Raw genomic sequence first — 12528 nt, 5'->3', positions numbered from 1 at the left:
GAAATCAGGACTGGGCGGCGAACCAGCGGGTGACGAAGGTCTCATAGATGTCCGTCAGTGTCTCGAGGTCGGAAAGGGCCACGCGTTCATTGGCCATATGCATCGTGCGGCCGACAAGCCCGAATTCCACCACCGGGCAGTGGTTCTTGATGAAGCGCGCGTCGGACGTGCCGCCCGAGGTGGAGAGTTCGGGCCGGCGGCCGGTGACGGCCTCGACCGCGCCGGACAGCGCCTCCACCAGCGGCCCCGGCGAGGTGACGAAGACGTCCGACACGGGCTCGCGCCATTCGATCTCGTAGAGCGAGGCCCCGTTCATGCCTTTCACCACGCCGAGCCCCGCTTCGATCCGTCGCAGGATCTCGGCCCGCAGCGTCTCCGCCGTCCAGGTGTCGTTGAAGCGGATGTTGAAGCGGACCGAGACGCGCGCGGGAATGACGTTCGTCGCCGGATTGCCGGTGTCGACCGTCGTCACTTCCAGATTGGACGGTTGGAACTGCGCGGTTCCCGCATCCAGCGGCGTGCCGAGAAGCGCCTGGAGAACCGGGGCGAGGCGGCGCGTCGGATTGTCGGCGAGATGCGGATAGGCGACGTGTCCCTGCCGCCCGAGAAGCATGACGACGCCCGACAGCGAGCCGCGCCGCCCGATCTTGATCATGTCGCCGAGCGCGTCCGGGTTGGTCGGCTCGCCGAGAAGGCAGGCGTCGAAGCGCTGGCCGCGCGCCTCGGCATGGGCCAGCAGCTTCACCGTGCCGTTGATGGCCGGGCCTTCCTCGTCGCCCGTCACGAGAAGCGAGATTCGCCCCTCAGGCAGCGCACCGCGCGAGGCGAGTCGGGCAAGCGCCGCCACGAAACAGGCGATTCCGCCCTTCATATCCACAGCGCCCCGGCCATAAAGTTCGCCGTCCTTCACCTCGCCGGAAAAAGGCGGCAGCGACCAATCGCCCTCCGGCCCGGGGGGCACGACATCGGTGTGACCGGCAAAACACAGATGCGGTCCACCCGTGCCGCGCGTCGCCAGGAGGTTCTCGATCGCGGGCGTTCCCGCGGCCTCGAAAACGGGGCGTTCGGCGTGGAATCCCAAGGGCTTGAGGAAGGACTCCAGAAGCTCCAGAGCGCCTGCATCAGCGGGCGTGACGGAGGCGCAGCGGATCATCCGGGCAAGGTTCTGGGCGGGGTCGGTCGGCAGCGTGTTCATGCGCCCGTGATAGCGCGGACGAGGCCGCTTCGCCACCGAACTTGTCCACAGGCTGGATTCTGCGTTTTTTTGGGGTGGTGCTTTTTGGTCACGTTGCGCTAACCTTTGTGAACGGTTCGTAACCTTCGATCCAGCTCTGCCACGTTTCGGCCGGGTTTTGCCTCGATTGCGTCGAACCGAGCGAAACAGCTTTGGGGGTTCCTGCATGTCGCATCAACGGGCCGATGGAGCCCGGAGCGCGCGTTCGCGTTCCGGCCGTATGGTTTCGGTGGCCAGCCTGGCCCTCCTCGCACCTTTGATGCTTTCGGCCTGCGTGTCGGATGGCGACAAGCTCAGCGGCACGGCAGACGTGTCCCCCACGAAGACCACCAAGTCCGAGGTGGTCGAGGTCGCCGGCAACGACAAGGGACCGACCCGCATCGTCGCCCCCTCCGGCAAGCCGGAAGCCGGCAAGGCCGATGTCGAGACCAAGGGGGGCCGCGTCGCCCGTCCCAAGGTCGCCGAAGCGCAGCCCTCGCTCGGCAGCCGCGCCTACGGAACGGCGGTCGCCGCCAAGAACAGCGTCGTCTCGGGTGCGGCGCGCGTCGGCGCCGGTGCCGCCGCGATCGCCACCGTGTCCGCCGCCACGATCCAGAACGTCGCGCAGGCCGCCAAGGATTCGATCACCGGCGATCCGAAGATCGACCGCATGATCGCCGCCGCCGCCGACGAGAACCAGATTCCCCGCGAACTCGCCTATGCCGTGGTGCGCGTCGAGAGCCATTACAATCCGCGGGCGCGCGGCGCCGGCGTCTACGGCCTGTCGCAGATCAAGCCGGCCACGGCGCGCGGGCTCGGCTTCTCCGGCCCCACCGAGGCGCTGCTCGATCCCGAGACCAACCTTCGCTACGGGATGCGCTACCTGAAGGGCGCCTGGGAGCAGGGCAATGGCGACGTCTGCCAGACGGCCATGAAATACAAGGGCGGCCACCGCACCACGGTGATGTCGAAATCCGCCAGCGTCTACTGCTCCAACGTCAAGCGTCACATGGCCGAGATCCGCTCGCGCAAGACGCCTGCCATGTCCGACACCGCGACGCTCGTCGCCGCCGTCGAGCCGACCGTTCGCAAGGGCATCGTGGCCCGCACGGTCGCCGCCAAGCCCGCCGCCGCGCGCGGCGAGGCCGAGACCGCGAAGGTCGTCGCCCCCACCACCACGAGCGCTTCCACCAGCGCATCCGTCGCCGAGGCGCCCGCCGCCGTGGCGCTCGGCACGACGCAGGAGGCTTCGGCCACCGGCGCCATCGCGGCCATCGCCGCGCCGGTTCCCGCACCCCGCCCGAATGTCCGCGTGGCGGAAAACCGCATCGCGCCGCTGATCGGCCCCTCGCGCGCCGACGAGGGAACGCCCGATGGCGGCCGCGTCGTTCACCGCTCGCAGCCTCAGATCGACCGCGACCGCTTCGGCGGCGCCTTCGACGCCACCAAGCCGCTTCCCGCTTCCATGCCGGCGCAGACCCCGGCCGGCGGCCTCGGCTACAACTGATCGTTTCGCGCTCCGCGCACGGACGCAAAAAAGGCCGGGTCGAAAGACCCGGCCTTTTTCATGTCGAAACGCTGGAGGCAGGAGACGCGGCGGGCTCGAAGCGAGCCGCCGCGCCGCCGCCGATCAGGCGCGCAGGAGATCGTTGATCGAGGTCTTGGAGCGGGTGCGCTCGTCGACGCGCTTGACGATCACCGCGCAGTAGAGCGAGGGGCCGGCTTCGCCGTTGCCCATCGGCTTGCCGGGCAGCGAGCCGGCGACGACGACGGAATAGGGCGGCACTTCGCCATAGGTGATGGAGCCCGTCTCGCGGTCCACGATCTTGGTGGACTGGCCGATGAAGACGCCCATGCCGAGAACCGAGCCCTCGCGCACGATGCAGCCTTCCACGACTTCGGAGCGCGCGCCAATGAAGCAATTGTCCTCGATGATGGTCGGGCCGGCCTGAAGCGGCTCCAGAACGCCGCCGATGCCGACGCCCCCCGAAAGATGCACATGCGCGCCGATCTGCGCGCAGGAGCCGACCGTCGCCCAGGTGTCCACCATCGTGCCTTCGCCGACCGAGGCGCCGAGATTGACGAAGCTCGGCATCAGGATGGCGTTCTTCCCGATATGGGCCGAGCGGCGCACGATGGCGCCGGGCACGGCGCGAAAGCCCGCCTCGCGATACTGCGTGTCCGTCCAGCCGTCGAACTTCGAGGGCACCTTGTCCCACCAGTTCGCCCCGCCCGGCGCGCCGGACACGAGTTCCATGTCGTTGAGGCGGAAGGAAAGGAGCACCGCCTTCTTCAGCCACTGGTGAACCGTCCAGGCGCCGTCCGACCCACGCGTCGCGACCTTAAACGTGCCGTTGTCCAGCCCGTTCAGCGCATGGGCGACGGCCTCGCGAACCTCGCCTTGCGTCTGCGCGTTCACCGAGTCCCGGTTGTCGAAGGCGCTTTCGATGATCTGTTCGAGCTGGGCGTGGTCGGTCATGGGGTCCTCTTGCGTCGGGCCGATAGCTTGGGGCATGACGTTTCCTCTATTGGAACCCCTCTGGACAATCAACGTGAGGGGCAACGCGAGGGGATCGCGCCAGTGACCGTCAAGACCGACAAGGACCTCGTTTCCGGGGGCACCGAGGGGGAGGACGCCTTCACGCCCTTTCCCAGTTCCGGCGAGGACCGGGCGCGTCAGACCGCCAAGCCCCGCACGCCGCAGACGCTCTCGCCGACCTATCGCCTCGCCTATGACGACCCGGACTTCCTCGCATCCGACCCGATGCGCGGCGTGCGGCTGCAGCTGGAATTGATGAAGCCGGACATGGCGCTGACCGAGGCGGGCATCCTGTCGACGGTGGTCCTGTTCGGCGGCGCGCGCATCCCCGCGCCCGGTCAGGAGCCCTGGGCGGCGCGCAACGAGGCCCAGGCCGAGCGGCTGCGCGCCAACAGCCGCTATTACGACGAGGCGCGCCGCTTCGCGCAGCTCGCCTCGCAGCACTCGGCCAATTCGTCGGGCGGCAAGGAATTCGTGATCGTGACGGGCGGCGGGCCGGGCGTCATGGAAGCGGGCAATCGCGGCGCGGCGGATGTCGATGCCGTGTCGATCGCGCTCAACATCACCCTGCCGCACGAGCAGGCGCCCAACCCCTATGTGACGCCCGAACTCTGCTTCAACTTCCATTATTTCGCGATCCGCAAGATGCACTTCCTCCTGCGGGCGAAGGCGATGGCGATCTTCCCCGGCGGCTTCGGCACGATGGACGAGCTGTTCGAGGCGCTGACGCTGATCCAGACGCGGCGCATGGCGCGCATTCCCGTGGTGCTGTTCGGCAAGGAGTTCTGGCAGCGCGTCCTGGATTTCGAGTTCCTGGCCGAGGAGGGCACGATCGCCCCCGACGATCTCGGCCTCCTGTCCTTCGTGGAAACGGCCGAGGAAGGCTGGGAGATCATCCGCCGCTTCTACGCGTTCTGACCGGAACCGGCGCGGGACGGCGCCCGTTTCCTTCCCGATCACATCCAAGGAAGGAGACGCGCCATGGGCGATCTCGACACCGATTCCGCCATGATGCGGCGCCAGCAGAACCAGGACGTTTCCGAGACGATCGAAGAGGACGAGACGGGGGGCAAGGGCCCGCCGAGCGATCTCGACCCCGAAAGCCGCGAGGCGCGTGAAGCCTCCAAGGCGGGCGAGGCGGTCTATGCCAACGAGCAGATGGACGCGATCTTCAACCAGAACAAGCGCGCCGGCGGCAGCCGCGCGGAAGACCGGATGATGGAAGACCGCGCGACGGACGGCAACGCCTCGCTGGTGCGGGGCGACCGCTCCATTCTCGGCTCGTAAGCGCGACCGCAGTTGAAAAAAGGCCGGAGCGGGTGCTCCGGCCTTTTTGCGTCAGGGGGTCAGCGGATCTGGCGCAGGAAGGCCGTCAGATTGTCGGTGACGAAGTCGATATGTTCGCCCTCGCGCCCTTCGTGCTCCCAGGCGTCGCCGAGCGTGCTCTCGAAATTCTCCGGCACGATCAGGACGGTGCGCATCCCCAGGGCCTTGGGCACTTCCAGATTGCGCGCCAGATCCTCGAACATCGCCGCATGGGCGGTGTCCACCCGGTGCAGGGCCATGAACTTGTCATAGGTCTCGGCGGCGGGCTTGGGCACGAGGCCGGCGGCCACGATGTCGAACACGTCCTCGAAATGCTCGAAAATGCCGAGCTGGCGCGCCGCGCGCTCGGCATGGGGGCGGTCGCCATTGGTGAAGATCAGTTTGCGGCCGGGGAGCGCGGCGATCTCGGCGCCGAGCTCGGGGTCCGGCGCCAGCCAGGAATAGTCGATATTGTGGACATAGGAGAGGAAGGCGTCGGGCTCGATGTCGTGCAGCGTCATCAGCCCGCGCAGCGTCGTGCCGTATTCGCGATACAGGCGCTTCTGCACCAGCTTGGCCTCTTCGGGCGGCACCTGAAGCAGCTCGCTCACGAAGAGCGTCATGCGCGCGTCGATCTGGCTGAACAGATCGGTGCGGCGCGGATAGAGCGTGTTGTCGAGATCGAAGACCCATGTGTGGACATGGGCGAAGTCCTGAGGGGTGGCGTCGGCGGTCCGGCGGATCGTGGGGCTCTCGGTCATGACGTCCTTCGACACGTCGGCGGGGCCGGCGTCAATCTCTGAAGAAAAGGCGGGCTCTGAGGAAAATGCCGGCGCTGGTGGAAATGCGAGGTCAGTAGATGATCGCCGCACGCAGGAGCGTCGCGTTCACATGGTCGCCCCGATCCTCGCCCGAGGTGACGCGGGTGTAGGTGTGGCTCGCGGTGAAGCGCAGGATGTCGGTCGGGTACCAGTTGAGGATCGCCGTTCCCGCAACCTCGGCGCCGGCCTTGCCGCCGCTCTGGAGCCTGGCGTCGGTGAGGTCCAGCGCATCCAGCCGCGCGCCGATTTCGAAGGCGCCGATGCCGCCGTCGGAAAGCGAGTGCGCCGGCTTCACGCGCTCGAACTGGCCGCCCTTGGCGTCGTAGCGGCGGTGATCCTCGGTGAGGAACACGAGGGCCGAGAGATAGCCGCCCTGCAGCGTCGCCTCGCCGCCGCGTGAGGCATCGACGCGGCTCACCGTATATTCGCTCTGGAGCGTGAAGCGGCCGAGCGTCGCGGCGAGTTCCGCATTGACGGACACGAGGTTCGAGGAGCCGGCGAAGTCGTCGGTGGAGACGGGCGAGGCCGACACGAGATCGCTGCCCACGCCGCCCGAGAAGGAGAGGGGCTCGCGCCGGTCGATGCCCGCCGCCACGGCGAGCCCGAGATGCACGGCGTCCTCGCCTTCGAGATAGGGCGCATAGGTGGCGCGGCTGGCGAGCGTCACGCCGTCGTCGAAGGGTTGGGCGTTGATGTCGCCGCCGAAGACGCCGGTCTGGAAGCTCCAGCGCTCGCCCCCGGCCAGTGCCGCGACGCCGACCGCGTCGGCGAGCTGGAGCGTCGCGTTCAGCCCGTCTTCGGCAAAGGTGGCCGAGCGGCTGCCCATGAGGTTCTGCAGCGAGAAGGGCACGTCCTGATAGCCGGCCTGAACGGTCAGCGCTTCTGAAATCTCATAGTTCAGATAGGCATAGGTGACGGCCGCGTCCTGCCAGTTGGCGAAGTCGAGCGTCAGGCGGCCGCCGAGATCGCCATAGCCAAAATCGGCATAGAGGCGCCCGCGCCTGATCTCGCCATTGCGCCGGTCCTCGGGCGAGACGAGATCGTCCGGCCGCGAGGAAGCCCAGCCGCCGTCGAACTGCACGAAGGGCGACAGGCGCAGGAAATGCTCGCTGTCGCCGATCTCGATGGGGGATTCGAGGCGCTGAACGAGCGAGGCGGCGCCGTCCTCGGCGCGGGCCTCTATCGCGGGCAGGAAGGCGAGAGCAGTGGCGGCGGCGATCAAGGCGCGGTTCGACATGGGCTGGCCCTTCCCTCGGGTTCACCCCTCTCGTGGCAGCGCGGCGCTTTGTCGGCCAGTGCCCGGAGGCCACAGCGCGCGGCAAAGCCCCAACAAGAAAGGCCCGGCGCTGGGAGGGCGCCGGACCTGACGATCGAGAGACGCTCGGCCGGTTCAGTCGAACTCGCCCTTTCGCGGGGTCGCCAGAAGCGCGAGGAGGGTGATCGCGGCGGCGGCGGTCAGGTAGTAGCCGACCGCCGCGAGCCCGTGGTCGGTGGCGAGACGCGTCGCGAGATAGGGGGCGAGCGAGGCGCCGACGATGCCGCCGAAATTGAAGGTCAGCGAGGCGCCGGTGTAGCGCACGGCGGTCGGGAAGAGGTCCGACAGGGCGGTGCCGAGCGGGCCGTAGGTCAGGCCCATGAGCGCGAAGCCGATGATCTGGAAGGCGATGACGCTGCCGACCGTTCCCGCGCCGAAAAGCGGGTGGAACAGGAAGCCGAAGACGCCGATGCCGAGCGTCGCCAGAAGCAGCGTGGCGCGCGAGCCGATCCGGTCCGCCATCAGGGCCGAAACGGGGATCGCGAGACCGAAGAACACGACGCCGAGCATCTGGATCGGCAGGAAGCTCGTGCGCGCATAGCCGAGCGCCGTGGTGCCCCAGGAAAGGACGAAGGTCGTCATCAGATAGAACAGGACGAAGGTCGCGAGCGCGGCGAAGGTGCCGGCCAGAAGCCGGCCCTTGTGCTCGGAAAAGACCGAGACGAGCGGAACCTTGACGCGCTCATGGCGCTCGATCGCCTTCTGGAAGGCCGGCGTCTCGTGGATCTTCAGGCGCACCCAGAGGCCGACGAAGACGAGAAGCGCCGAGGCGATGAAGGGCACGCGCCAGCCGAACTGGAAGAACTGCTCGTCGGTCATCACCTCCGACAGGATCAGGAAGGAGCCGGTGGCGCAGATGAAGCCGATCGGCGCGCCGAGCTGCGGGAACATGCCGTACCAGGCACGCTTGCCGGGAGGGGCGTTCTCGGTCGCGAGCAGGACCGCGCCGCCCCATTCGCCGCCGAGCCCGAGGCCTTGGCCGAGACGGCAGAGCGCCAGCAGCAAGGGGGCGAGAACGCCCGCGCTCGCATAGGTCGGCAGGAGGCCGATCGCGACCGTCGAGAGGCCCATGGTCATGAGCGCGGCCACCAGCGTCGCCTTGCGGCCCACCCGGTCGCCGAAATGGCCGAAGATCGCCGCGCCGATCGGGCGGGCGAAGAAGGCGATGGCGAAGGTGGCGAAGCTCTGCAGCGTCGCGGAGGTCGGGTCGGCGGAGGGGAAGAAGAGCTTGGGAAAGACGAGAACCGCCGCCGTCGCGTAAATGTAGAAGTCGAAGAACTCGATCGTGGTGCCGATCAGGCTGGCGAAGAGAACGCGCGCGCGCGAGTTCGTGGGCGCGGAAGAGGCGGAAACGGCGGACAAGGGACGATGCCTTCAGGTCGATGGGGTCTGGCGTACCGACGGGTACGCAAGGCCGAGTACGCCACGTTACGCCTCGATGCAAGCCGAAACCATGTCAGGCTGATTGATATGGTCCTTGCGATCGGCTCGTGGGTCCCCAAACGAAAACGGCCGAACCGACGCGAGGTCGATCCGGCCGCTCGAAGGCGCAAAGGATGGGGAAGAGGTCAGGGCACGATCAGCGTGCCGGCCCCGTGTTCGGTCAGGAGTTCGAGCAGCACGGCATGGAGCACCTTGCCGTTCAGGATCACGACGCCCTCGACGCCGCGCTCCAGCGCCTCGATGCAGGTCTCGACCTTGGGGATCATGCCGCCGGAGATCGTGCCGTCCTTGATCAGGGCGCGCGCCTGCGCGACCGACAATTCCTTGATGAGCTGGCCGTTCTTGTCGAGAACGCCGGGCACGTCGGTGAGGAAGAGAAGCCGGGCCGCCTTCACGGCGCCCGCGATGGCGCCCGCGAACGTGTCGGCGTTGATATTATAGGTCGAGCCATCACGGCCGGGCGCGACGGGCGCGATGACCGGGATCATCTCGGAGCGGGCGAGAAGGTCGAGCAGCGTGCGGTCCACTTCGACCGGCTCGCCGACGAAGCCGAGATCGAGCACGCGCTCGATGTTGGAATCGGGGTCCACCACGGTCTTCTTGGCCTTTTCGGCGAAGACCATGTTGCCGTCCTTGCCGCACAGGCCGATCGCCCATTCGCCCTCGGCATTGATGAGGGCGACGATCTCCTTGTTGATGGAGCCGGCGAGAACCATCTCGACGATCTCGACCGTGCGCTGGTCGGTGACGCGCAGCCCGTGCTCGAAGCGCGACTCGATGCCCATCTTCTCGAGCATCCGGCCGATCTGCGGGCCGCCGCCATGCACGACGATCGGGTTGATGCCGGACTGCTTGAGAAGGGCGATGTCGCGGGCGAAGGCGCGGCCGAGTTCGGCATTGCCCATGGCGTGGCCGCCATATTTCACCACGACCGTCTTGTTCTCGTAGGCCTGCATGAAGGGCAGCGCCTCGGCGAGGAGGCTGGCCTGGTTCTGGGGCTGTTCGGACATGACGGCTCCACGGGCTGGAAGGGCCTGATAACGAGCCGCTTCCTAGCTCAGGACCGCGCCCGAACAAAGGGCGCAAGGCCGGTGCATCGCAAAAAACATCCCGGACCGATCCCGCGCCGCGCCCGGCGGGGGATCAGGCCATGGCGCGGCTTTGCGCGCCGACCTTGGCGACCGCCTTGTCGAGATCGCTCATGCCGTAGGGCTTGGGCAGGAGGGCGGTCGCAGCCGGGAAATCCTCCAGCCCGGCGACATGCCGGTCGCCCGTGGCGAAGACGATGCCGATGCGCGGCTTCAGCGCGACGGCGCGGCGGGCGAGATCCGGCCCGGACATGCCCGGCAGGTTCACGTCGGTGACGAGCACGTCGACCGGCGCGGTTTCGAGCGCGACCAGCGCGTCCTCGGCGCTGTCGGCCTCCACGACCACATGGCCGAGATCCTTCAGCATGTCGGCCGTGTTCATGCGGATCAGCGCGTCGTCCTCGACGAGGAGAACCGTGTGCGGCTGGAAATGGCGCGGCGCGGCTTGGGCCGGCGTCGCGCCGCCCGAAGCGGCCGGGGCGTCGGGGTGGACGGCACCCGGCGACAGCACTTCGGCGGCGAGCGCCGGGGCGCCGACATCGGGCTTGCGCACACCCTGCTGGGCGCGGTTGGCGAGAACGTGCCGGAACTTGCGGGCCAGCGCCTCGCGCGTATAGGGCTTGGAGAGAAGCTCCAGCCCCGCGTCGAGCCGCCCGCCGTGGACGATCGAGTTCTCGGTGTAGCCGGAGGTGAAGAGCACCGCGAGATTGGGCAGGCGCTGCTTGGCCTTGCGCGCCAGTTCCGGGCTCTTGAGCTTGCCGGGCATGACGACGTCGGTGAACAGGATGTCGATCGGAATGCCGCTTTCCACCACGGAGAGAGCCGACTGCGCGTCCACCGCCTTGAGCACGCGGTAGCCGAGATCGGTCAGCATCTCCACGACGGTGGCGCGGACCTCGTCGTCGTCCTCCACCACGAGAACGGTTTCGCTGCCGCCCGAGATCGGACCGGTGTCGACGGCGACTTCCATATCCTCGGCCTGTTCGGCGCGGGGCAGGTAGAGCTTGATCGTGGTGCCGTGGCCGATCTCGGAATAGATCTTCACATGGCCGCCGGACTGCTTCACGAAGCCGTAGACCATGGACAGGCCGAGGCCCGAGCCCTTGCCCTCGGCCTTGGTGGAGAAGAAGGGCTCGAACACCTTCTCGATGATGTCGGCGCTCATGCCGCAGCCGGTGTCGCTCACCGCCAGCATGACATATTGGCCCGGCGTCACCTCGGCATGGGTGCGGGCATAGGTGTCGTCGAGCGAGGTGTTGCCGAGCTCGATCGTCAGCTTGCCCTGGCCCTCCATCGCGTCGCGCGCGTTGATGGCGAGGTTCAGGAGCGCGTTCTCGATCTGCGTCGGATCGATGAACGTGTTCCACAGGCCGCCGCCGACCACGGTCTCGATCTCGATGCCTTCGCCCAGCGCCCGGCGCAGCATGTCGTCCATGCCGCGCACGAAGCGCGTGACGTTGACGACCTTGGGCTCCAGGGCCTGCCGGCGGCCGAAGGCCAGAAGCTGCGAGGCGAGCTTGGAGCCGCGCGCGACGCCGGCGAGCGCGTTGCCGATGCGCCGCTCGGCGCGCTCGTCGCCGATCAGGTCGCGCTGGAGGAGCTGCAGATTGCCCGAGACGACCTGGAGCAGGTTGTTGAAGTCGTGCGCGACGCCGCCGGTCAGCTTGCCGATCGTTTCCAGCTTCTGCGACTGGGCGAGCGCAACCTGCGCCTGACGGCGCTCCTCCAGGGCCTCGACGACGCGGCTTTCCAGCGTCTCGTTGAGCTGGCGCAGCTGCTCCTCGGCGCGCTGGCGGTGGCGCACCTGCCGCTCCAGCATCTCGGCGTGCTCGCGCAGCGAATCCTCGTAGGCGCGCATGTTCTCGACATCGGTGTGGACGCCGACCCATTCGTGCACGACGCCGCGCTCGTCGACGATCGGCACGGCGCGCACGGCGAAGCGGCGATACTCGCCGCCCGCCACGAGGACGCGGTGTTCGTGATCGAAGGTCTGGCGGTTGTCGACCGCCTCCTGCCAGGCGGCCACGGAGGCCGGCACGTCGTCGGGATGCACGGCCTTCGACCAGCCGAGGCCCTGGTAGTCGGCATAGCTCTGCCCGGTGAGGCGCGCCCAGCCGGGCTGCTCGCCGACCATCCGGCCGTCGGCGCTGTTGGTCCAGATCGTGCCGTGGATGGCGTCCATCGCGGCGCGGAAGCGCTGGTTGGAGCGTGCGGTCTCGCGTTCGGCCACGACCCGGTCGGTCTTTTCGAGAACCGTGCACAGGACGCCGCCGATGCCGCCCGTTCCATCGCGCACGGGCGTGTAGAAGAGGTCGAAATACACGTCCTCGGGCGCGCCGTTGCGGTTCAGATGCAGGAGCTGGTCGTCATAGGACTGGATCTCGCCCCGGAAGCCGGCTTCCAGGATGCGGCTGTTCCAATTCCAGATCTCGGGCCAGACCTCGGGCACGCGCCCGCCGAAGGCGTGCGGATGATAGCCGCCGGCGATCTCGATATAGGCGTCGTTGTAGATCATCACATGGTCCGGCCCCCACATGAGGACCTTGGCCACGGGCGAATCCACCACCGTATCCACGACCGTGCGCACACGCTCGGACCAGCCTTCACGCGGTCCGAACGAGGTTGTCGACCAGTCGAACCCTTCCAGCAAGCGCCGCGTTTCCGTCTCGACGGTGACGGAGCGGCTCGTCGCGGGATCGTTCATGGATACGGGTTCCTTCGTGTCTCGTCGCGGGCCCCAGTAAAGGGGCCATCTCGCATGGCGTCAAATTGTGACGCCCACAAGTCATTGGAAGACACAGAGG

10 protein-coding genes are annotated in these 12528 nt (G+C 67.8%); 3 read left to right on the top strand and 7 right to left on the bottom strand.

What is annotated here, in order from left to right:
• Window positions 1-4 precede the first annotated feature (4 nt).
• Window positions 5-1195: a succinyl-diaminopimelate desuccinylase gene (gene dapE / locus B146_RS0108800; protein ID WP_019996067.1), complete on the bottom strand. Its 1191-nt coding sequence runs from the start codon at window positions 1193-1195 to the stop codon at window positions 5-7.
• Window positions 1196-1463: 268 nt separating this feature from the next.
• Between dapE and B146_RS29760 the strand changes: the two genes are divergently transcribed.
• Window positions 1464-2720 (top strand): lytic transglycosylase domain-containing protein, encoded by a 1257-nt coding sequence (locus tag B146_RS29760; RefSeq protein ID WP_244498177.1) that lies wholly within the window; start codon window positions 1464-1466, stop codon window positions 2718-2720.
• Between the two features lie 123 nt (window positions 2721-2843).
• Here the strand turns inward: B146_RS29760 and dapD are convergent, their stop codons facing one another.
• Complete coding sequence (gene dapD / locus B146_RS0108790) at window positions 2844-3692, bottom strand: 2,3,4,5-tetrahydropyridine-2,6-dicarboxylate N-succinyltransferase (protein WP_019996065.1); 849 nt, start codon at window positions 3690-3692, stop codon at window positions 2844-2846.
• Window positions 3693-3794: 102 nt separating this feature from the next.
• Here dapD and B146_RS0108785 point away from each other — a divergent pair, with 102 nt between their 5' ends.
• Both B146_RS0108785 and B146_RS0108780 read left to right on the top strand, forming a co-directional pair.
• Window positions 3795-4670 (top strand): LOG family protein, encoded by an 876-nt coding sequence (locus B146_RS0108785; RefSeq protein ID WP_019996064.1) that lies wholly within the window; start codon window positions 3795-3797, stop codon window positions 4668-4670.
• A gap of 63 nt (window positions 4671-4733) precedes the next feature.
• A complete protein-coding gene (locus tag B146_RS0108780) occupies window positions 4734-5039 on the top strand; it encodes a hypothetical protein (protein WP_019996063.1) in 306 nt (101 codons plus the stop codon).
• A 59-nt stretch (window positions 5040-5098) separates the two neighbouring features.
• Here the strand turns inward: B146_RS0108780 and B146_RS0108775 are convergent, their stop codons facing one another.
• From B146_RS0108775 to B146_RS0108755, 5 genes are all read right to left on the bottom strand, one after another.
• Complete coding sequence (locus tag B146_RS0108775) at window positions 5099-5818, bottom strand: pyrimidine 5'-nucleotidase (protein ID WP_019996062.1); 720 nt, start codon at window positions 5816-5818, stop codon at window positions 5099-5101.
• A gap of 91 nt (window positions 5819-5909) precedes the next feature.
• Entirely contained in the window at window positions 5910-7115 is a 1206-nt protein-coding gene (locus tag B146_RS0108770; RefSeq protein ID WP_019996061.1) for an OprO/OprP family phosphate-selective porin, read from the bottom strand.
• Window positions 7116-7268: 153 nt separating this feature from the next.
• Complete coding sequence (locus tag B146_RS0108765; protein WP_019996060.1) at window positions 7269-8555, bottom strand: MFS transporter; 1287 nt, start codon at window positions 8553-8555, stop codon at window positions 7269-7271.
• 206 nt (window positions 8556-8761) lie between these two features.
• The gene (argB, locus tag B146_RS0108760) at window positions 8762-9646 is read right to left on the bottom strand and encodes an acetylglutamate kinase (protein ID WP_019996059.1); all 885 of its coding nucleotides are present in this window, start codon (window positions 9644-9646) and stop codon (window positions 8762-8764) included.
• A 133-nt stretch (window positions 9647-9779) separates the two neighbouring features.
• Complete coding sequence (locus B146_RS0108755; RefSeq protein WP_019996058.1) at window positions 9780-12428, bottom strand: hybrid sensor histidine kinase/response regulator; 2649 nt, start codon at window positions 12426-12428, stop codon at window positions 9780-9782.
• Window positions 12429-12528: the final 100 nt, after the last annotated feature.

The sequence above is a fragment of the Aureimonas ureilytica DSM 18598 = NBRC 106430 genome (assembly GCF_000382705.1).
Lineage (GTDB): Bacteria > Pseudomonadota > Alphaproteobacteria > Rhizobiales > Rhizobiaceae > Aureimonas > Aureimonas ureilytica.
The sequence above is the reverse complement of the archived record's forward strand: the minus strand, read 5'-3'. Positions and strand labels throughout refer to the sequence as shown.

Coding starts and splice junctions, on each gene's coding strand:
- dapE (WP_019996067.1), bottom strand. CDS start 1,195: ATGAACACGCTGCCGACCGACCCCGCCCAGAACCTTGCCCGGATGATC.
- dapD (WP_019996065.1), bottom strand. CDS start 3,692: ATGACCGACCACGCCCAGCTCGAACAGATCATCGAAAGCGCCTTCGAC.
- B146_RS0108780 (WP_019996063.1), top strand. CDS start 4,734: ATGGGCGATCTCGACACCGATTCCGCCATGATGCGGCGCCAGCAGAAC.
- B146_RS0108775 (WP_019996062.1), bottom strand. CDS start 5,818: ATGACCGAGAGCCCCACGATCCGCCGGACCGCCGACGCCACCCCTCAG.
- B146_RS0108770 (WP_019996061.1), bottom strand. CDS start 7,115: ATGTCGAACCGCGCCTTGATCGCCGCCGCCACTGCTCTCGCCTTCCTG.
- argB (WP_019996059.1), bottom strand. CDS start 9,646: ATGTCCGAACAGCCCCAGAACCAGGCCAGCCTCCTCGCCGAGGCGCTG.
- B146_RS0108755 (WP_019996058.1), bottom strand. CDS start 12,428: ATGAACGATCCCGCGACGAGCCGCTCCGTCACCGTCGAGACGGAAACG.